The sequence below is a fragment of the Janthinobacterium rivuli genome (genome assembly GCF_009208735.1).
GTDB lineage: Bacteria > Pseudomonadota > Gammaproteobacteria > Burkholderiales > Burkholderiaceae_D > Janthinobacterium.
This window is the reverse complement of record NZ_WFLJ01000004.1, coordinates 49,053-68,240: the sequence shown is the minus strand read 5'-3', so window position 1 is coordinate 68,240 and position 19,188 is coordinate 49,053. Positions and strand designations below refer to the sequence as shown.

Annotated in this window: 18 protein-coding genes; 7 read left to right on the top strand and 11 right to left on the bottom strand. The window is 66.2% G+C overall.

Features of this window, described 5'->3' with window-relative positions; all coding sequences use genetic code 11:
* Positions 1 to 17 precede the first annotated feature (17 nt).
* Both GCN78_RS29880 and rnk read left to right on the top strand, forming a co-directional pair.
* Complete coding sequence (locus tag GCN78_RS29880; protein ID WP_264372674.1) at positions 18 to 143, top strand: hypothetical protein; 126 nt, start codon at positions 18 to 20, stop codon at positions 141 to 143.
* Positions 144 to 153: 10 nt separating this feature from the next.
* Positions 154 to 561, top strand: a complete 408-nt coding sequence (gene rnk / locus GCN78_RS06400; RefSeq protein ID WP_162835757.1) for a nucleoside diphosphate kinase regulator — start codon at positions 154 to 156, stop codon at positions 559 to 561.
* 63 nt (positions 562 to 624) lie between these two features.
* Here the strand turns inward: rnk and GCN78_RS06395 are convergent, their stop codons facing one another.
* The 3 genes from GCN78_RS06395 to GCN78_RS06385 form a co-directional block, all read right to left on the bottom strand.
* Positions 625 to 1,653 (bottom strand): transporter, encoded by a 1,029-nt coding sequence (locus GCN78_RS06395; RefSeq protein WP_226939501.1) that lies wholly within the window; start codon positions 1,651 to 1,653, stop codon positions 625 to 627.
* A gap of 116 nt (positions 1,654 to 1,769) precedes the next feature.
* Complete coding sequence (locus GCN78_RS29585) at positions 1,770 to 2,492, bottom strand: YXWGXW repeat-containing protein (RefSeq protein WP_226939500.1); 723 nt, start codon at positions 2,490 to 2,492, stop codon at positions 1,770 to 1,772.
* 201 nt (positions 2,493 to 2,693) lie between these two features.
* Positions 2,694 to 2,930 (bottom strand): hypothetical protein, encoded by a 237-nt coding sequence (locus GCN78_RS06385; protein ID WP_152250962.1) that lies wholly within the window; start codon positions 2,928 to 2,930, stop codon positions 2,694 to 2,696.
* 318 nt (positions 2,931 to 3,248) lie between these two features.
* On the opposite strand from GCN78_RS06385, the gene GCN78_RS06380 reads away from it, so the two are divergent.
* The 4 genes from GCN78_RS06380 (at position 3,249) to GCN78_RS06365 (ending at position 9,346) form a co-directional block, all read left to right on the top strand.
* Entirely contained in the window at positions 3,249 to 5,570 is a 2,322-nt protein-coding gene (locus GCN78_RS06380) for a coiled-coil domain-containing protein (RefSeq protein WP_152250961.1), read from the top strand.
* 19 nt (positions 5,571 to 5,589) lie between these two features.
* Positions 5,590 to 7,902 (top strand): SUMF1/EgtB/PvdO family nonheme iron enzyme, encoded by a 2,313-nt coding sequence (locus GCN78_RS06375; RefSeq protein ID WP_193316634.1) that lies wholly within the window; start codon positions 5,590 to 5,592, stop codon positions 7,900 to 7,902.
* A 161-nt stretch (positions 7,903 to 8,063) separates the two neighbouring features.
* Positions 8,064 to 8,462, top strand: coding sequence for an OsmC family protein (locus GCN78_RS06370; RefSeq protein WP_152250959.1), 399 nt, complete (start codon positions 8,064 to 8,066; stop codon positions 8,460 to 8,462).
* Positions 8,459 to 9,346: a pirin family protein gene (locus GCN78_RS06365; protein ID WP_152250958.1), complete on the top strand. Its 888-nt coding sequence runs from the start codon at positions 8,459 to 8,461 to the stop codon at positions 9,344 to 9,346. Before GCN78_RS06370 ends, GCN78_RS06365 begins: the two co-directional genes overlap by 4 nt.
* A gap of 6 nt (positions 9,347 to 9,352) precedes the next feature.
* Here GCN78_RS06365 and GCN78_RS06360 read toward each other — a convergent pair whose 3' ends face one another.
* The 5 genes from GCN78_RS06360 to GCN78_RS06340 form a co-directional block, all read right to left on the bottom strand.
* Positions 9,353 to 11,830 (bottom strand): TonB-dependent siderophore receptor, encoded by a 2,478-nt coding sequence (locus GCN78_RS06360; protein ID WP_152250957.1) that lies wholly within the window; start codon positions 11,828 to 11,830, stop codon positions 9,353 to 9,355.
* 115 nt (positions 11,831 to 11,945) lie between these two features.
* Entirely contained in the window at positions 11,946 to 12,911 is a 966-nt protein-coding gene (locus tag GCN78_RS06355) for a FecR domain-containing protein (RefSeq protein WP_193316633.1), read from the bottom strand.
* Complete coding sequence (locus GCN78_RS06350) at positions 12,911 to 13,420, bottom strand: sigma-70 family RNA polymerase sigma factor (protein ID WP_226939499.1); 510 nt, start codon at positions 13,418 to 13,420, stop codon at positions 12,911 to 12,913. The genes GCN78_RS06355 and GCN78_RS06350 overlap by 1 nt, the downstream gene beginning before the upstream one ends.
* Positions 13,421 to 13,524: 104 nt before the next feature.
* Positions 13,525 to 14,127 carry a metal-dependent hydrolase gene (locus GCN78_RS06345; RefSeq protein WP_152250954.1) on the bottom strand — a complete coding sequence of 201 codons (603 nt, stop codon included), beginning with the start codon at positions 14,125 to 14,127 and terminating at the stop codon, positions 13,525 to 13,527.
* Between the two features lie 469 nt (positions 14,128 to 14,596).
* Complete coding sequence (locus tag GCN78_RS06340; protein WP_226939498.1) at positions 14,597 to 16,168, bottom strand: FHA domain-containing protein; 1,572 nt, start codon at positions 16,166 to 16,168, stop codon at positions 14,597 to 14,599.
* A 340-nt stretch (positions 16,169 to 16,508) separates the two neighbouring features.
* Here GCN78_RS06340 and GCN78_RS06335 point away from each other — a divergent pair, with 340 nt between their 5' ends.
* A complete protein-coding gene (locus GCN78_RS06335) occupies positions 16,509 to 16,928 on the top strand; it encodes a DUF2177 family protein (RefSeq protein ID WP_152250953.1) in 420 nt (139 codons plus the stop codon).
* On the opposite strand, the gene GCN78_RS06330 is transcribed toward GCN78_RS06335, so the two are convergent.
* The 3 genes from GCN78_RS06330 to GCN78_RS06320 form a co-directional block, all read right to left on the bottom strand.
* Positions 16,909 to 17,859, bottom strand: a complete 951-nt coding sequence (locus GCN78_RS06330) for a PP2C family protein-serine/threonine phosphatase (RefSeq protein WP_152250952.1) — start codon at positions 17,857 to 17,859, stop codon at positions 16,909 to 16,911. The two genes, GCN78_RS06335 and GCN78_RS06330, sit on opposite strands and share 20 nt — an antisense overlap.
* A gap of 149 nt (positions 17,860 to 18,008) precedes the next feature.
* Entirely contained in the window at positions 18,009 to 18,410 is a 402-nt protein-coding gene (locus tag GCN78_RS06325) for a glycine zipper 2TM domain-containing protein (protein ID WP_413465192.1), read from the bottom strand.
* Between the two features lie 168 nt (positions 18,411 to 18,578).
* Positions 18,579 to 19,109: a GNAT family N-acetyltransferase gene (locus GCN78_RS06320; RefSeq protein ID WP_152250950.1), complete on the bottom strand. Its 531-nt coding sequence runs from the start codon at positions 19,107 to 19,109 to the stop codon at positions 18,579 to 18,581.
* Positions 19,110 to 19,188: the final 79 nt, after the last annotated feature.

Here is a 19,188-nt window from a genome sequence, read left to right as displayed (position 1 = left end):
AAGAATGCGAGAACGCTATGGCCTTGCTCCGCGAGTTCGTCCATAATCCGCTGATGATGGACGTTCTGATGCTGTTTGTTTTGTCTGCCGCGGCCAAGCAAGCTGCCGCCAGCAAAACCGGACGTCGCCCTAATGATCAATAGTGAGGATATCTTGGAAAAAAAACCAAAAATTATTTTGTCGTCACAAGACCTGGAACGACTGGAAGCGTTGTTGTATGCCTTGGGTAATAATCTGTCGCCGGACAAGGCCGCCTTGCTCGACGAGCTGGGCCGCGCCGAGGTGCTCGAGCCGCAAGAGATTCCGCCGACCGTCGTGACGATGAATTCCACCGTGCGTTTCACGGTGGAAAACAAGGAAGAGTTTTGCCTGACGCTCGTGTATCCGAAGGACGTGGAAGGCCAGGCCGACCGCATTTCCGTGCTGGCGCCCGTCGGCAGCGCGCTGCTGGGTCTGTCCGTCGGCGACAGCATCGCCTGGCCCATGCCGGGCGGCGTGGTGAAGGTCAAGATCGAGGAAATCGTTTACCAGCCTGAGCGGGCTGGCGAATACCACCGCTAAGCGCGGCAAGCAGTGATGGCGGACGGCGCCTGCCGTTCGCCTGCCAGGCCGTGTTTCCAATAGTCAGCTATTGCGTTGCACGCGCACCACCAGCCATCCCGCCACGACCGTGAACGTGACGATGATGGCAACGATGATCCAGAAACCCTGCGGGTGCTGGGCCAGCGGAATTCCCCCCACATTCATGCCCAGCATGCCGGCGATGATATTGATCGGCAAGGCCAGCACGGTGACGATGGTCAGCACGAACAGGCTGCGGCTGTTTTCCTCGTTGACGCTGGCGGCGATCTCTTCCTGCAGCAGCTTGATGCGCTCCTGCAAGGACGACATATCGCTAAGCACCACGGAAAATTCCTCCGTCGACTGGCGCAATTCCAGGCTGTCCAGTTCCGAAACCCACGCGGGCGGGCGTTGCAGCAGGCGGAACAGGGCGGCCGGTTCCGGCGCCAGCAGGCGCTGCAGCCGCACCAGCACGCGCCGCATGGCGCCCAGGTCTTCGCGTTTCGGCACCAGGCGCCCGGCCAGCAAGTGATCCTCGATATCGTCGACCCGCGCCACGGCGTCGCGCACGATGTTGACCAGCACGTCGGCCTGGTCGCGCAGCAGGTGGATCAGCAGCTCCACCGACGAGCGGATCGGCTCATGGTTCTTGATGACGGCCTGGCGCAGGCGCTCGATCGACTGCAGCGGCGCGCGGCGCGCCGTGATGACGAGGTCTTGCGCCACGCTGGCCCACATGGTGGAAATGTCGGACGCCTCGAACGAGAAATTGTGCACCACATCGTTGACCACGGCGATCAGGGTGTTTTCCGCCTGTTCGATGCGCGTCGAGCGCGAGCCCTGGTGCAGGGTTTCATAGAATTCGTCGGCCAGCCGCGTATGCGTCATCAGCCATTTTTCGCTGGCCGCATGCGATAAATTGAAATGCAGCCAGACGAATTCCTGCGCCGGGCGCGTCGCGCCATCGGCCAGCCAGGCCAGGGCCGCCGTCGAGTCGAGCGCCAGCGGCTGCCCGTCGCGGCCAAACAGGAAGCCCCAGACCAGGCCCGAGGTGTCCGAGCCGTAGGTAAAACCGGCAATTTCCATCGCCATCGTGAATCTTTCTCGCGCAGTGTGATTGATCGTCGCGCGATGTTAATACACGGATGTGTCCGGAAAATGACAAGGCCACCGCGAACGGTGGCCTTGTCGGTCACTACAACCGCGTGTCAGCTGCGGTTCGGGTTGTCCGGACGCCGGTCGTCGCGGTTGGGCACGCCATCGCCATCGCGGTCGCGGCGGTTGCCATTGTCGCGGTCATGGCGGTTGCCATTGTCGTGGTCATAACGATTCGGGATGCCGTCGCGGTCACGGTCGCCGTTCGGTCCGCGTGGCGACCAGCGGCCTTGTTCCATCTGCCAGCGGCCGTCGCGCTGGTTCCAGACGGGCGCCGCATACACGTAGCCGGGGCGTTCGGCGATCCACACGCCCGGTGTCCAGGCGTAGCGCTGGCTGCGCCATTCCCAGTGGCCCGGGGCCCAGACATAGCCATGGCGGGCGCGCGGGATGGCCTCGCGGCGTGGTGGCGGCGGGGCGATGCGGATTTCGTCATAGCGCACGGGCTGCACTTGCGCGGCGACCCAGCCGCCACGGTCCAGGCGCCAGCGGTTGTTCTCCTGTATCCAGGCGGCGCGGCGGTACTGATTGCCGCCCCGTTCGCGCAGCCATTCGCCGCCGGTCCAGACGTGGCGCTGGCCATCCCAGTTCCAGTAGCCGGGCGCCCAGACATAGCCGACGCGCGGCGCTGGCGCGCTCTCGAACCGTGGCGGAGGCGGGGCGTTGCCGACGACAATACTGACGCCGAGCTGATTCTGCGCCATGGCCTGCACGGGCAGGAAGGCTGCGGCGCTGATGGCAAGCATGGCGGCTGCGTAGAGTGTGATGGGTTTCATGGTGTGCTCCATTTCGGTGATTGCGTGAAATGGACTATAGGCGCTTGCTGGCGGTTTTTCGCCTTTGATTCAACTTATTACAATTGACACAATGCTGTGTGTCCGTGTATCCGTGGCAGATACAAATCGGAGGCAAATGGCGGCCTGGCGTGGGGGCTATTCAAGCGCGCGCCAGGCGGCGTGGGGGTCAGCATCGGTGGCTCACAGGGTGCTGGCGGTGGCATTGCCCAGCAAGGCTTGCCGTTCCTCGATCAGCGAGATTTTCTTTTCCTGTTCCGTCAGGCGCTTGGCGCTGACCACCACCACGGGGATGGCGTTCGCTTGCGCCACATCAGCGGCCTTGGCGGCCGATGGTTGCACGAAGCTGACATAGCTGGCGCCGCAGGCGATGGCGACGGCGACGGTGAAGATGGCTTCCATGTTTTTCAGGGTTTTCATGATGGTTCCTTTCGGGTGGCGGGTGGGTATGCATGCACTGTAGCCAGGCGCGCGCCGATGCGCCATGCGCATGCGACCAGCCGTGGTTTTGGCGGGATGGCCTGCAAAAAAACGGCGCTGAAATGCCGCCGCACGGGACTGGCGGGCGACCGCTTGAATTGAGGCCTAATTCGCCCTGTATCCGTGCATATGAATGCAATTGCCCTATGGCATTATTCGACGCTGCACAGTGTTGTGCGCCGTGCCGCGCCGGACGTCCTGCTAGAATCAGCATGGCAGCGGTGTTGCGCACACAATCATTCTCATCAGGAGTCACACATGTTCCAATTGTTTGGTTTTGGCGGCGCCCGCTGCCCGCGTTGCGAGCACAAGAACGGCGCCGCCGCCGGCTATTGCGCGCAATGCGGCCTGTCGCTGGGGGCACCCGACAGCGACGCGGTGCTGCATGCCAATCAATGGCAACTTGCTGATGGGCAACTAGCCCTGTTCTTCGGCGTGCGCGAACTGTCCTCGCTGTTCGGCAGCGCGGCGCGGCGCCTGCAGGTGCCCGCCCAGTCGCGCGCCTGGATCGTGCAATCGGACGCTTTCACCTTGATACCGGCCGGCGACTACGACAGCGCCGCCTTCTTCGCGCGCCTGCCCGCGCTGCTGCCGGCGCGCGCCGCCGAAGTGCTGATCGCGCGCGCCGACGCCGTCAGCCTGGAATTCGACCTGCCCGGCCTGGCCAGCACGGAACTGCTCAACGTCGCCGCGTCGCTGCGCGTGGATATCGCGCTGGGCCAGCCCGACGCGTTCGCGCGCCAGTTCATGCGCGCGCCGGGCGCCGTCACGCGCGCCCACCTGCACGCCTTGCTGCTGCCATCCGTGCGCCAGATCGCGCTGGAATTCATCGGCAGCCGCGCGCTGCGCGAGATGGACGCGAATGCCGACCTGCGTCCCGAACTCAATGAACGCCTGCAATCGGCGCTGACGCAGCGCCTGGCGCCCAGCGGCCTGGCCGTGGCCCGCGTGGAGACGCTGGCCCTGCGGCACGACAAGCGCGAGGGTGACGCCGGCGCCAGCATCGGCACCCTGTGGCTGGGCGGCTTGCCGGCGCAGGAACTGGAGCAGCGCAGCCTGGAACGCATGAAGCAGCTCGACCAGCTGTATGACGAGGAAGAGTGGCAGCGCATCCGCCGCGAGGAACTGGCGGCGCGCCACGCGCATCGCCGCGCCGAACTGACGCAGGACGCGACGGTGGAAAAGGCGGAACTGAACCACCAGGAAGCGGAGCGCCTGCAAGCGCTGCGCGGCCGCCAGATCGACCTGTATGGCCGCATCCTGGAAGCGAAGTCGCGGCGCCAGGCGCTCGACCATGGCGCCGCGCTGGCGCTGGGCGAACTGGAACAGGAACTGGCGCAGAAGGGCGCGCAGCGGGCCGATGACGCGGCCAACTGGGAGCACGTGCGGGCGCTGGCCGCCATCAAGATGCGCAGCGAGCTGGAATTGTCGCAGCTGCATGGGCGCGAACAGATCCAGCTGGCGCAGCAGCGCTTTACGCACCAGGTGCACTTGCAGTCGATCGCGCAGCAAGTGGAAAGCGCGCTGCTGATCGACGACGAGACGGGGCGCCGCACCCAGCTGGCGCGCCTGCGCCAGGCGGAAGCGGATGCGGCCCAGCGCGAGGCGCAGCTGGAGGCGGAGCAGCACCAGGCCGCCTGGCAGGGCCTGATGCTGGCCAACGCGGCGCGCAAGCGCGAGGCGGAGCGGGTGCAGGAGTGGGAAGACCAGATGCAGCTGGCGCGCCAGCGCGAGTTGCTGCGCGCCGAGGCGCACAAGGATGAAGCGGCCCAGGTGCAGGCGGCGGAAATCGCGGAAAAGGTCGCGGCGCTGCGGCGCGGCGGCGCGCGCGAGGACGCCATCGCACAGCAGGAAAAGCTGCTGCGCACCATCGAGGCCGACGGCGTGCATGCGCGCCAGCTGCAGCAGCAAACGCAGCTGGCGCAGCTCGACGCGCTGGCCATCGAGGAACAGCGCCAGCAGCTGCGGCAGCTGGAACAGGAGGCGCAATGGCAGCGCGACCTGCTGGCCATGGCGCAGCAGCGCGAAAGCGATTACGCGCGCTGGAAGGGCGAGTATGAAGCCCTGCTGGCGCGGCAGGCGCATGCGGCCGAACTGGCGCGCATCGACATCGACCGCATCGAGAAAATCGGCAGCTTGAGCGACACGGGCAAGGTGGCCATGGCCGCCGGGCAGAACGCGGCCGCGCTGGCGCAAGTGCTGAAAGTGCAGCTGCAGGCGGGCATGAGCGCCGAGCAGATCCACGCGCTGGCGGCGCTGGCGGCGGCCGAGAACAGCGTGTCTCCCGCCGATGCGCTGCGCATGGCGCAGGACGGCGTGGCGCAGGAGCGCAGCTACCTGGAAGGCCAGGCGGAGCGCGAACGGCGCCAGCAGCTGGACTTGATCAACCTGCAGAACGCGGCGCACGCGCATGGTTTGTCGGCGCAGGCGCAGCTGGGCGTGGCCGTGGCGCAGGCGCTGCAGCCAGGTGTCGGGCCGGGCGCCGCCGCGCCGGCCCGCTGCAAGAACGGCCATGTGCAGCGCGCCGGCCATCCCGAAGATAAATTCTGCGCCGCCTGCGGCGTCGCCCTGCAGCCTTGATGGAAGCGTTTCACCCCCGATGATGCAAAAAGCACGAGACAAACTGCGGGAACTGCGCGCCCTCCACGACGACGGGCTGCTCAGCGAGCAGGAATTTGAACGCCGCAAGAACGCCATCCTCGACGCCGAGTACGCGCCGCCCGGCGCCGCGCCTGTGGCCGCGCCGTTGCCCGTGCGCCAGGGCACGGAGCTGGGCTTCATGACGGGCCAGGAAATCGGCCCGCAGAACCGCCGCTACCGTCTGGAACGGCTGATCGGCACGGGCGGCATGGGGCAGGTGTGGCAAGCGACCGACCTGGCCACGCACGCGGAGCTGGGCAGCAGCGAAATGGTGGCGCTGAAGATCTTGCCGCCGCAGCTGACGCAAAGCGCCACGCACGCCAAGCTGCTGATCGAGGAAGCGACCCAGGCCCGGAAGCTCGCGCATGAAAACATCGTGCGCGTCTACGAGTGGGCGCAGGACCCGGCCACGGCCAGCTATTTCATCATCATGGAATGCCTCGACGGCGAAGACCTCGAGCACTATCTGGCGCGCGAGGGCGCGCTGCCGCTGTCGACCGTGCAGCGATTGCTGCAGCCGGTGGCCGACGCCCTGTCGTATGCGTGGGAAAAGCACAAGCTGGTGCACCGCGATATCAAGCCGGGTAATGTCTTCCTGACGGCGAAGGGTGACGTCAAACTGCTCGACTATGGCATCGCGTCGCGCGTGCGCAATGCGGACAGCAGCCTGGCGCTGGACATGCCGAACGCCGGCACGCACGGTTATCGGGCGCCCGAGGCAGGCGCCAACCAGCGCCAGCCCAGTCCGCGCCTGGACGTGTATGCGGTGGCCGTGATGATTTACCAGATGCTCGAAGGGCGCATGCCGTTCGACGATGCGCGCAGCGCCAGCCATCTGCCGTCGGCACCGCAGGCGCTCAACGCGCAGCAGTGGCAGGTCTTGCAGAACGGGTTTTCCTTGACGGCGGAACTGCGGCCGCAATCCGTGCAAGCCTTGCTGGAAGGGCTGGAGCGCGCGGCCGGGCCGTCGCCCGAAGAACTGGCGGAACAGGCGCGCCAGCAGCAGGCGCGCGCGGCGCAGCAGGCGCAGCAACAACGGCAGGCGGCGCTGGCCGCCGAACGGGCCCGCGAGGAAGAGCTCAAGCAGGCCCGCATACGCCAGGAAGAGCTGGACCAGCGCCGCAAGGCGGAAATCCAGGCGGCGGCGCTGGAAAAGCAGCGGCAGGACAAGCTGCGCCGCGAGCAGGAGGCGCAGCGCCATTTCGAAGCGGAAGAGGCGCGCAAGCTGCGCAAGGAAGCGCTGCGCGGCCAGTTGCGCGCGCGCCGCGAAGCCGATGCCGCCACGGCACTGCAGGAACACCAGGAATTGCAGCGCAAGGCCATCGTCGCCAAGGCGGAGGCGGCCTATCGCGCCGAGCAGGAACGGGCGCGCCGCGAAGAGGCCAGCCGCGCCGCCGCACCGGTCGCCGCAGCTGCGCCGGCAGCGGCAGCGGAACACGTGGAACCGGTGGCCAATGCGGAAGGCATCTTGCGCGATGATTTTCTCGATGGCTCGGGACAGGGGCCGGAGCTGGTGCTCATTCCCAGCGGCCGCTTCCAGATGGGCGCGCACGAGACGGAACACAAGGCGGCCATCCAGGCCGGCTCGCAGCAGGCCTGGCTCGAGCGCGAGATGCCGCAGCACTGGGTCGGCATCGAGCGCCCGTTCGCGCTGGCGCGCCACCCCGTCAGCGTGGGCGAGTGGCGCGCCTTCGTCAAGGCGACCGGATGGGGTGGCGGCTCCGAGACGGACTGGGACAATCCCGGTTTCGTGCAGAACGAGCAGCACCCGGTGGTTGGCGTGAGCTGGAATGACGCGCAGCTGTACCTGGCGTGGATGAGCGAACGCACGGGCAGGCATTACCGCCTACCCAGCGAGGCTGAATGGGAATACGCGTGCCGCGCCGGCACGCGCACGGCCTTCAACGTGGGCGACACCATCAGCACGGAACAGGCCAACTACGACGGCCTGTACGTGTACAACGGCGGTCCGCGCGGCGTGTACCGCGGCGGCACCACGCCGCTGGGCACCTTCGCGCCGAATTCCTGGGGCCTGTTCGACATGCATGGCAATGTGTGGGAATGGGTGCAGGACGTGGTGCACGACAATTACGAAGGCGCGCCCGTCGATGGCAGCGCGTGGGAAGAGGGCAGCGACAGCAGCCGACGCATCCTGCGCGGCGGCTCCTGGCTGTACCACCCGCGCTACCTGCGTTCGGCCCTGCGCAACGGCTTTTCCACCGTGCTGTCGAACGACATCGTGGGATTCCGGGTGGCGCGCACGCTCGATTAGGGCGGCTACGACGAGATGGCCAAATCGATCGTCCTGGTCTGATGATGACGCAGGCGGTCGACGCCCTGTTCCGTATCAAATGACCAGGTAGCAGGGGCGCGGGCTGCGCCGGGCGGGCAAACGGTGTAAATTGTGGCTTTCCAAACGCACCAAGGAACGCCATGACCATCAAAGCCATCCGCGACCAGTCGCAACCCATGCGCCACATCGTGCACGTGCGCGATCACATCATTTCCGCCGACGCCTCGGTGGAGGAGGGCGGCGGCGACGCCGGCCCGTCGCCGCACGACCTGTACGACGCCGCCCTGTCCGCCTGCAAGGCGCTCACCGTCGTCTGGTACGCCAGACACAAGGGCATCCCGCTGGAGCACGTGGAAGTGTCGACCGAGCGCGATGCCGGCGAAGAGCGCAAGGGCGTCTACCGCCTGGCCGCCACCCTGCACCTGACGGGCGAGCTGACGGATGCGCAGCGCCAGGAATTGCTGGCCGTGGCCGGCAAATGCCCGATCCACAAGCTGATGACGGCCGTCACCACGGAAATCACGACGGTGCTGGCATGAGCGCGTCCATCCTGAAAAGCCACGAGAAGGACCTGGGCGGCGGCTTCGTCGTGCGGCGTTTGCTGCCTGCCGCGGCAAAACAGGCCGTCGGCCCCTTCATTTTCTTCGACCACTTCGGTCCCATCGACGTGGCGCCCGACGCCAACCACGACGTGCGCCCCCATCCGCATATCGGCCTGGCCACCGTCACCTATCTGTTCGAGGGCGCGATCGACCACCGCGACAGCATCGGTTCGTACCAGCGCATCGAGCCGGGCGCCATCAACTGGATGACGGCCGGACGCGGCATCGTGCATTCCGAGCGCACGCCGCACGACCTGGCGGGCCAGCCGCACCGCACGCACGGCCTGCAGCTGTGGGCCGCGCTGCCGAAGGCGCATGAAGAGGACGAGCCGAGTTTCACGCACACGCCGCAAGCCGACATTCCCGCCGTGCCGCTCGATGGCGCCGTGGTGAAAGTGTTAATCGGCACGGCGTTTGGCCAGACCTCGCCCGTGCGCACCTACATGCAGACGCTGTACCTGGACGTGGCGCTGGAAGCAGGTAAAGAGCTGCGACTGGAGGGCTTGCCGGCGGAAGCGGCGATCTACCCGATCAGCGGGGAAGTGCTGCTCGACGGCGTGGCACTCGCGCCGCACACCATGGCCTTGATCGAGGCGGGCGCCGTGCCTGTCGTGACGGCGGGAGGCGCGCCGGTGCAGTTCGTCGTCATCGGCGGCGAGCCGCTGGACGGCCACCGCTTCCTGTTCTGGAATTTCGTCTCGTCGAGCAAGGAGCGCTTGTCGCAGGCGGCCGACGACTGGAGCGCCCAGCGCATGGGACAGGTGCCGGGCGAGACGGAATTCATCCCGTTGCCGAAGGCGCCCCTGCGCCCGGCGACCTGATAGCGTTCAGAAGCGCGCGCGCAGGGTCAATGCGGCCTTGCGCGGCTCGCCATAGAAATTGCCCCAGGCCGGTGCGCCCACCGTCTGATAGTAGCGCTTGTCGAGCAAGTTCGTCACGGACAGCGCCGCCGTCCAGTTGCGATCGATCTGGTACGCGGCGCGCGCGCTCCACAAGGCATACGCGCCTTGCGCCACGGTCACGTCGCGCGTGATGCGCGAGCTCTCCGTCTGGAAGTTCACGCCGCCGCCCACGCTCCACTTCCGCAAGGCGCCGGACAGGCGATAGTCGCTCCACGCGCGCAGCATGTGGCGCGGCGAGTAGGTGCTGGCGAACATCACGCCCGCGTTCGAGGTCTGCTCCAGGTATTTGAAGTTGTTCAAGGTGTAGCCGGCGAACAGCTGCCAGCCCGGCGCCACTTCGCCGCTGATTTCCGCATCGATCCCTTCGCTGCGTACCTTGCCCGCCGAGAAATAGCACTCCGTGCCGCTGGAGCAGGTATTGGCCAGGTCGAGCTCCGCGCGGTTGCGCTGCTCGATGCGGAACAGCGCCAGCGAGGTATTGACCTTGCCGTCGAACAGTTCCCCTTTTACGCCCACTTCCAGGTTGCGGCCCTTGAGCGGGTCGAGCAGGGCGCCGTCGGCCGTGCGCTGGTTTTGCGGCTGGAAGATGTCGGACACGCTGGCGTAGCCGGACCAGCGCTTGTCAAACGCGTAAATGACGCCGCCATATGGCGTGACGACGCCGTTTTCGCGGTACGGATCGATATACACCTCGCCCGTGTCGCGGTACACGCTGCTCCATTTGTAGTTTGACACACGTGCGCCCGCCACCACGGTGAGCGGATCGCTGACGCTGAAGCGGGCCACGCCGTAGGCGCCCGTCTGCGTCATCTTCGTCACACTGGGGTCGCCCCGGTAGCTGTGTTCGCGGAACCAGGCGTCGCTCGGCTCGGCCACGCCGTGGTTCGGTTGCAGCGGCTTGTTCGGCTGCTGTAGCAGGGCCAGGCTGAAATCGCTGTCGCTTTCCAGGCGGTTGGTGCTGACACCGGCGCTGAAACCGTGGCGGCGGCCGAAGGCGTTGAATTTGCCATCGAGCGACAGGTCGATGCCCTTGTTGGTGGTGCCATAGTCGAACACGCCGCCATACATCATCATGCCGGCCAGGGTAGCGGGGTTGATCGCGCCCTGGCTGAACATGTATTTCACGTCATGCCGCTCGCGCGTGTAGTTGGCGCTGGCCTTGAGCGACCAGTCGGCGTCGAAGCGGTGCTCGAATTCGGCGAAGACGGCCGTCTGGCGGCTGTTCCAGCGGTTCCAGTCGGCGCCCAGGTAGGTCGAGCGGGGCAGCTTCGGGTCGCCGCCATCGAGGTAGCGGGGCATGCCGGAAAAGAACGGCGTCGAGTGCAGTTTCTCGTAGCTGGCGCCCGTCGTCAGCTTGCTGCCCGGCGCCAGGTCGAATTCCAGCACGCCGTACAGCACGTCCGTGCGGCTGTCGGCCACGTCATAAAAATAATCGCGCTGCTCATGCGCGGCCACGGCGCGGCCGCGGATGCTGCCCGATTCGGTCAAAGGACCGGTGACATCGACTTCGCCGCGCACGTCGTTCCAGCGGCCCGCGCCCAGCGCCAGTTGCACCTGCTTTTCCGCCAGCGGGCGCTTGCGCACCATGTTGATGGCGGCGCCGGGCGAACCCGTGCCCTGCAGCAGTCCCGTGGCGCCGCGCACGATTTCCACCCGGTCCAGCATGGCCGTATTGCTGGTAAAGCTGTTCGCCTGCGGGTAGTACATGGCGCGGTTGACGCCGTCGAACTGGTAGGTTTCCACCATGAAGCCGCGCGAATACACATAGCGCCCGCCCATGGGGCTGTCGTACATGGTGATGCCGGTGGTGTTGGCCAGCACGGCGTCGATGGTGTTGAGGTTCTGGTCGTCCATTTTCTGGCGCGTGACGACGCTGACGGACTGGGGAATCTCGCGCAGGGTTTGCACGCCCTTGCCGACGGTGACGGCACGCGCCGCGTACGAGTTGCTGTGTTCACTGACGGGGTCGCGCTCCATGCTGGCGCTGACCGTCACGGGCGCCATGGTCTTTTCCACGCCGGCCGCCGACGCGGAGGAGGGCACCGCATGGCGCAGCACGTAGGCGCCGTTCGGCAGTTGCACGGCTTCCAGGCCGCTGCCGGCCAGCACCTGGGCGAAACCCTGCGCCACAGTGTGGCTGCCGCGCACGCCGGGCGAGCGCAGGCCGCGCGTCTGCGCGGGATCGGTCGACAGGCTGACGCCGGCGGCGACGGCAAAATCGTTCAGCGTGGTGGCCAGCGGGCCGGCTGACACGGCGTAGGCTTGCTGCGCCGTGGCGGCAGCCTGCCCTTGTGCCAGCGCGGGCGCGGCGATGAAGGCGGCGGGGGCGGCGCACGCCATGGCGAGGATGGCCAGGCGGATGGCGCGCGCGGCGGGATGGAGGACGGGGGTGGTCAGCTGCATGCTCGGTCTTTCTGCTCTAAGGGATAAGAAAATGGCCAATGAATCGGCTTCTTACTTGTCAAGCCGAAGCAGCGCATCAAAACACCAACCCCTGGCGCAAAAAAACGGAAAATAATTATGCCGGCCGGGCCGCCAGCGTGGCCCAGTAGCGCGTGAAGTACGTCACTTGCAGCCCGTGCGAGGCGCACAGGCTTTCCAGCACGGCGTCGATATCGTCAAGGCGGTAGGTGCCCGTGACGGGGCGCCGCGCCACGCGGGCGTCGCAGACGAGACGCCCGCGCCGGTAGCGCGCCAGCTCCGCCACCAGCTGTTGCAGCGGCCAGTCGGCGGCCACCAGCATGCCGCGCAGCCAGCTGTCCTGATGCGCCGGCATGGCTTCCACGTCATCCGCGCCAGTGGCACCGAAGCGCAGCTGCTGTCCCGCTTCCAGGCGGCGCACGGCATCCGGTCGCGCCGCGCAGCGCACTTCCACGGCGTGCTCGAAGACGCTGACGGTGCCGCCATCGTCGTCGCAGCGTATGCCGAAGCGCGTGCCCAGCGCGCGGATCACCCCGTGCGGCGTGTCGACGAGGAAGGGGCGCGGATCGGGCGCCGTCGTGATCATGATTTCGCCATGGTGCAGGCGGATACGGCGCTGCGTGGCGCTGTAAGCGACGTCCAGCGCGCTATCCGTATTGACCTCCAGGCGCCCGTCATCGGCCAAGGTGAGGTGGCGGCGCTGGCCCGGCGCCGTGCGCAAGGACGCCGTCAGGGCTTGCCATGGGCCGGACTGCAGGCCCGCCTGGCCCAGCGCGATGCCGCCGCCGGCCGCCACCAGCAGGGCGAGTATCCTGGCGGCCGCGCGCCGGCGCTGCTGCGCCGCCTGCAGCGTGGGCAGGGCCAGCGCGGGCTGCAGCGCGGCCAGCTGGCCATCCATGCGTTGCAGCAGCTCCCAGGCCCGTTCATGCTCGGCGCTGGCGTCGCGCCAGGCCTGCAGGGCGGCCGGGTCGGCGCTGCCGCCCTGGAGTTCCACGTGCCAGTGGGCGGCGGCGGCCAGCACCTTGCGGGCGATGGGCGTGGAAGCGGTTATCGTGCCGGACATCATGTGGCCGCCAGCATCAGGCATTCCGTGTAGGCGCGCACCAGGTGTTTTTTCACCGTTGGCAGCGAGACGCCGAGGCGCTGGCTGATGTCCGCATGACTGAGCTCCTCGATTTGCGCCAGCAGGAAGATGGCCCGCGTGCGCGCGCCCAGCCTATCGAGCAGGCGGTCGATGGCGAGCAGGGTTTCGATGATGATGGCATGCGTTTCGGCGCACGCCGATACTGGCTCGGCTTGCTGCGCCAGCGCTTCCATGTAGGCCTGTTCCAGCGCCTGGCGCCGGTAGCGGTCGATCAGCAAGCCGCGCGCGATGGTCGCCAGGTAGCCGCGCGGCTCGCGCAGCGGTGCCGCCTCGCGCTTGCCCAGCAGGCGCAAAAAGGTGTCCTGCGCCAGGTCGGCCGCTTCGGCGCGGTTGCCCAGCTTGCCGCGCAGCCAGCCATACAGCCAGCCGTGGTGCTCGCTGTACAGGGTGCTCAGGTGGTTGGCATGGACGGGACTGACGGTGCTCACTGCGTTCTCCAGGCAAGGGAAGGGCTGGGCTGACGGAACACGCGGTGCCGGCTGGCTGGGCTGTTTGAGAATGATACTCATTATCACATTGCCACGCCGCCGGGTCAATTGGCGTGGGCTCCCAGGCGCCAGCGCTCCTGCCACTGTTGCAGATCCGCCCAGGCTTGCTGCAGGGCGGTGGCGGACCAGTGCAGCAAGCCGTCCAACGCCAGCACGGTGCGCCGCAGGTGGATGCCGTCAAAAAACACGTGATCGGCCACGACGGTGGCGGCCAGCCAGGCGGCGATGATGACGATGATGTCGTGGCGGCCGCTTTTCCACCAGCGCAGCGAGTGGCGGCGGAAGATCCACGGCACGCCCAGCGGATTGGGCCAGTCTGCCAGCAAATGCATGATGCCGCCGGCGGCAAAGCCGAACAGGGGCGGCGCCCACAGGTGGTGCGGCAACTGCACATAGGTATAGACGAGCAGGGCGATCCAGGCCAGGCCCCAGTGCGTCCACGTGCGGTGCGTGATCCACAGCCGGTGCGTGCGCGCCCACCAGGCCACTTCCAGCCAGTCCGGCGCCGTGCCGCCCAGCGCGCCCATGACAAAGGCGAGCATGCTCAGCACTTGATAGGGGCCACCGGCGCCGGCGTGCGCGACCAGGGCCGCGGCGATCACGCCGGCAGCCCAACCGGTCGCATGATGCGCTTTATTGGAAGCCATAAAATGTAAAACGCCATGCTGGCGTTGTGTGAAATGCCGGGGGATATTAACTGGATGAATATACAGTATTGATGGGCGTGGAGGGGTGCTATTTGCAGAATATCTGCCATTAAATTGTTAAATTGTGTGTCGCGCAGGCCAGGACGGCGAACGCGGCAGGTCATGCCGGGCGGTCAAGTCTATTGTGCGGCTGATAATGCAATTGGCGCACGGCGCGCTATGCTGAAGGCAGTCCCACGTTTTGAAGAGGTGTCGCCATGAAAATCCCGCGCGAATTGCAGATACCGGCCATCGTGTTTACGCTGGAAGCGGTGTTTATTCTGGGCCTGTCGATGATTTTTCTCGTGCTGATACCGCGCTAGCGTCCGAAGCCATAGCTGCGTCGCACCGCCTCGCCGTACATGCCTACTGTCTTCGGCAGCGCGCCTTGCTCTGACCATTTTTCAGACGCTGGCGTATGGGGGGATTGCTATGCTGTCAGCGCGCTGCTGTCGCACAGCGCCGCGCCTTCGGTGCGGATGATCCAGCATTCCGGATACGGTTCGCTGGCGAAGCGCTTGTGCCGCGCGAAGCCGCTGAGCTTGTCGAGCGCGGTGGCGGGCGCCAGCGCGGTTTCCTTGCCGCTGGCGGTGTCCAGGTGCCAGAAACCGCCATGGCGGTGGAACAGCACGGGCAGGCAACTGGCCTGCGGCGTGGCCAGGTGGCTGGCCGGTGCAGGCTGGGCCTCGGGCAGCAGCAGGTAAAAACACTCGGCGCGGGCGCCATGGTCGATGCGGTGCAGGATCACGCCATGCGCGAGCAGGGCCGTGACGCTGAGCACGACGATGCCCTTGATGCTGGCGGACAATTCGATGCGCATGCCCAGACGCAGGGCGACGGGCTTGTGCTTGCCGGGCCACACGCCGTCCAGCAGCACGCCGTAGCGCGACACATCCTCGATTTCAAAGCCTTGCTGGCCGCGCCGGATGATGGCATGGCGGCCTGACAGGCGGCGCGTCAAGCCATTGTTGTCCTGGCCGTCGGGGCTGAAATGGCTGAGCAGCACGTCGGCTTCCGGGTCCACCAGTTCGAAACGGCCCAGCATGCATTCTTCCAGCGCGAACAGGCGGATCTGGCGCTGTTCGCCCGCTTCCGGCGCCGCGTTGACGAGGCAGGCGGCCTGGCTCGGGTGCGGATGGCAGTGGCTGCCGGCGGGCAGGTCGACTTCGATCAACTCCTCATCCCAGGCGATGGTGGTAAAGCCCATGTCGATCTTGCCTTGCGGCGCGGACAAATCCACGTGGGCAATGCCGGCATTGCGCGCCGTCACGTCGAGGTTGCAGCCGTCGCCGCCCGTCACGCGGGCGATCGAGGCGTCGTCGGCCATCACGCGCACGTTTTTATGCGTGCTGAGGAAGATCTGGTGGATTTCCGTCAGGGTGGCGTCGCGGCGCGGCACGAGGATGACGAAGGTGCATACCCATTTTTGCGCCACGGCGCCATCGACATGGCTGCGCACTTCGACGTCGATCTGATATTGCCCGTGTTCCTTGTTGCGTGAGGAAAACTCGACAAACACGGGACGCCAGTCGCCGCGTGTGGTGCGCACGAAATCATGCTGGACAGCACCGCGCGGGATCAGGTCCGAGCGCAGACGCAAGGTCAGCTGCGGCGCGCAGGCGGCGCTCATGCCGCGCAATTCCATTTTCAGGGTTTGCCGTCCGCCCGCCGCGCGGGGATCGAAGCCGCTGATATGCAGATGGGCTTGTACCGGCTGGTAGGCCGGGGGCACCGCTGGCGCGGCGACTGGGGCTGGCGTGAACGCCGCAGGCGCGGCGGAGACCGGTACTGGGCCGCTCGCGGCGTGAACGACAGCGTCATGGGCCGGGGCGTGCGAAAGCGCCGTTGCCGATGGCTCGGAACGGGCGCTGCGCAGTGCGGTCAACAGGTCGTAGCTGCTGGGGACAGGCATCGCTTGCGGGTGGTTGCCCGCGCAGACTGTTTCCCCAGGCAAGACCCAGAACGTACAGTGCGGGTGCTCCGGGTTGCTGCATTTTTTCATGACATTCTGACTCGAATCGAGCGGGGACTTTTTGCCCTCTGTTATACATGAGAGCTTACGCGCTTTTGCGCCCGCTTGGCAACTTCCGCAGCGCCGGAATGCGCTCTTTTTGCCCAAATTCATGTCCCTCGTCACACCGCGTCATGCATGCCATGGAAACTATTGCTCAAAAACACATTTTATATCTTTCTGGATATGTTATTTTGATATTGCAAGGAGTCGCTGCCCATCAATGCACGTGCGCGCGGGGCGGGCATTTTTACGTCCTCGATGCGAGCCAGGGGTGTTTTGCATTATGCTGGCACAGCCGTTCCCCCAACGCTTGAATCGAGAGACGATCATGTCCGTCCAACGCCCGCTCCAGCTTGCCATTGCCTATGGCGCCACCTTGTGCGCCTTCCTCGCCATCGATGCCCTGTGGCTGGCGGTGCTGATGAAACCCGTGTACGCCGCGGCGCTGGGGCCGCTGCTGGCGGCGTCTCCCCGCTGGGCGCCGGCCGTGTTGTTTTATCTGCTGTACGTGGCGGGTTTGCTGGTCTTTGCCATCCTGCCCGGACTGCGCGCGCGCCGCGGGCGCACGGCGGCGGCACTGGGCGCGCTGCTCGGTCTGCTTGCCTATGGCACCTATGACTTGAGCAACTATGCGACCTTGCGCGACTGGCCGCTGGCCTTGACGGTGATCGACATGGCCTGGGGCACCGTGTTGTCGGGCGTGTCGGCGACGGCCGGTTATCTGGCCGCTAGCCGCCTGGGGCGGTGAACTCCGCATCGAAGCGCAGCGCCAGCATGGTGATGTTGTCGCTATACAAGCCTTTTGGCGGTCGGGCGAGAAAGTCCTCGAACAGGGCGCTGACGGCCTGTGCCGCAGTCTTGCCCGCACACAGGGCGGGCCAGCGGGCCGTAAGAGCGAGCGGATCCCCGCAGGCCCAGAAACCGTCGCTGGCCAGCAGATAGTGGGTGCCTGGGCGTACGCGCAACACGCGGCGGTCGCCCAGGTGGGCGAGGAAGGGCGGCAGGGTGGCCGCATCGAGGCCGCGCAGGGGCTTGTCGAGCTGCAAGCTGTCGCTGATGGCGTTGCCTAAGATGAAGGCCTGCGAGATTTGCGGGTGGTGTTCGCCATGCACGGCGGCGCGCCAGCGCGTCTCGTCGAGCGCGCCGCGCATGGCGTAGGCGGTGGCCGGCACGTGATCGACGGTGAGGATGCCGGCCGCCCCGTCGGCAATTTCATACAGGCGCGAATCGCCCACGTGATACAGCAGCGGCGCTTCGCCGGGCGGCACTTCCAGCAAGGTCAGCGTGGTGCCGGGCGGACGCGCCTGGTCGGGTGCCGTCCTGGCGAAGGTGTCCTGCAAGCGCGTGTGCAACTGGTCGAGCCGGGTTGCCAGGCTGGCCGTATCGAGACAGGCGGGCATGGCCAGCAAGCCTTGCACGGCCGCTTCCGCCGCTTCGCGCCCCTGGCCGTGGCCGCCCATGCCGTCGAGCACGGCGGCGCGCACATGGCCGCGCGGCCAGCCGGGCACCTGGCAGTGGAACGGCGCCTGGCGCGACAGGCAGACGGCGTGGCCCGTCGCATCGATCAGCAGGAAATTGTCCTGGTTCTCGCGGCGCGGCAGGGGACCGGCGCCCACGCTGCTGCCGGCGGCGGCGTCTAGCCAGGGGCCGAAATCGAGCTCGTCTTTGATTAAATGCATCGGTTGGTGCGGTCCAGGCGGCCAGCAATGTTGATCATAGGATACAGCTTAGCCGATATTGTGCAGGGGCGATACCTTGCCGGTGACGCAAAAAAACCTGCGGCAGCAGGCTGGCGCAGGTTTTTCATGGTGCAGGCGCAGGGCGGCGCTTAACGGCGATGGCCCCAGCCATGACCGCGGTCATGGTAGTCTCGGTCATAGTAGTCGCGGCGGCCATGGTCGCGGTAGTAGCCGCGGCCCGGTTGCACGTAGACGACAGCCGGCGGGCCGTAGTAGCGCGGTGGCGGGGCGTAATACACGGGCTGCGGGGCAGGGGCGTAGTACACGGGCTGCGGCGCCGGCGCATAATAGGTTTCGCGGTAACCGCCGCGATAGCCGCCACGGTCGTAATAGCGGTCATTCGTGCTGATGCTGTTGCCGACGGCGGCGCCAAGCACGCCACCGACGATCGCGCCATTGCGCCCGCCGGTGCTGTTGCCAATGGCCGCTCCGACAACGGCGCCTGCAACGGTATTGAAGTCGCGGTCACCGGCGACTGCGGCCGAAGACACAGCCACTGCCGCTACCATTACCGCACCCAGGAGTTTCTTGTTCAACATGGCATTTCCTTCCATTCCGGCGAGATCACAATGATCTGCATGGACTGGACTATATCTGCTGCTCCCCGCTTGTTCCACGTCTAATACAACTTATTACAATCCTGCCTCGACGGTAACAAGTCAGCGCGCCCGCGCCTGCCATTCGGGACGCAGCAGGCTGTACATTTTGACATCGCGCATCACGCCGTTGATGAAGAAGGCCTGGCGCATCAAGCCTTCCTGGGTAAAGCCGTTCTTTTGCGCGATGCGTTCGGAGCCGACGTTCAGCGGGTCCATCAGCAGCTCCAGCCGGTGATACGGATAGGCCTTGAACAGGTAGTCGACCAGCAGGCGCGTCGCTTCGCTGATGTAGCCCTGTCCGTCCCGCTGCCGGTCGAACAGGCGGTAGCCGATCTCGCGCGCGGCTGGCGTGCGGCTCTTGAAGTGCGTGATCGTGCCGATGATGTGCTGGGCCTTGTCCTCGATGAGGAACAGTTCGCTATCCTCGGTGACGAAGCCCGTTTGCAGAAAGTCGCGCCGCATGGCCTCGGGCGACTTGAACTGCATCGAAAAGAACTCGCCGCGCGAGGGCAGGTCGTTGACGAGGGAAATATAGGTATTCAGGTCGGCGGCCTGCAAATGCCGGATGGTGCAAAGTGTTCCCTTGAGCATGGCGGTATCCGGTAGCGATCACGATCCTGATGGTAATCGACTCCGGGGGGAACAGGCAATCGATCCCTTAAAAGTTGCT

Coding starts and splice junctions, on each gene's coding strand:
- GCN78_RS29880 (WP_264372674.1), top strand. CDS start 18: ATGGCCTTGCTCCGCGAGTTCGTCCATAATCCGCTGATGATGGACGTT.
- GCN78_RS06395 (WP_226939501.1), bottom strand. CDS start 1,653: ATGGCGATGGAAATTGCCGGTTTTACCTACGGCTCGGACACCTCGGGC.
- GCN78_RS29585 (WP_226939500.1), bottom strand. CDS start 2,492: ATGAAACCCATCACACTCTACGCAGCCGCCATGCTTGCCATCAGCGCC.
- GCN78_RS06385 (WP_152250962.1), bottom strand. CDS start 2,930: ATGAAAACCCTGAAAAACATGGAAGCCATCTTCACCGTCGCCGTCGCC.
- GCN78_RS06380 (WP_152250961.1), top strand. CDS start 3,249: ATGTTCCAATTGTTTGGTTTTGGCGGCGCCCGCTGCCCGCGTTGCGAG.
- GCN78_RS06375 (WP_193316634.1), top strand. CDS start 5,590: ATGATGCAAAAAGCACGAGACAAACTGCGGGAACTGCGCGCCCTCCAC.
- GCN78_RS06370 (WP_152250959.1), top strand. CDS start 8,064: ATGACCATCAAAGCCATCCGCGACCAGTCGCAACCCATGCGCCACATC.
- GCN78_RS06365 (WP_152250958.1), top strand. CDS start 8,459: ATGAGCGCGTCCATCCTGAAAAGCCACGAGAAGGACCTGGGCGGCGGC.
- GCN78_RS06360 (WP_152250957.1), bottom strand. CDS start 11,830: ATGCAGCTGACCACCCCCGTCCTCCATCCCGCCGCGCGCGCCATCCGC.
- GCN78_RS06355 (WP_193316633.1), bottom strand. CDS start 12,911: ATGTCCGGCACGATAACCGCTTCCACGCCCATCGCCCGCAAGGTGCTG.
- GCN78_RS06345 (WP_152250954.1), bottom strand. CDS start 14,127: ATGGCTTCCAATAAAGCGCATCATGCGACCGGTTGGGCTGCCGGCGTG.
- GCN78_RS06340 (WP_226939498.1), bottom strand. CDS start 16,168: ATGAAAAAATGCAGCAACCCGGAGCACCCGCACTGTACGTTCTGGGTC.
- GCN78_RS06335 (WP_152250953.1), top strand. CDS start 16,509: ATGTCCGTCCAACGCCCGCTCCAGCTTGCCATTGCCTATGGCGCCACC.
- GCN78_RS06330 (WP_152250952.1), bottom strand. CDS start 17,859: ATGCATTTAATCAAAGACGAGCTCGATTTCGGCCCCTGGCTAGACGCC.
- GCN78_RS06320 (WP_152250950.1), bottom strand. CDS start 19,109: ATGCTCAAGGGAACACTTTGCACCATCCGGCATTTGCAGGCCGCCGAC.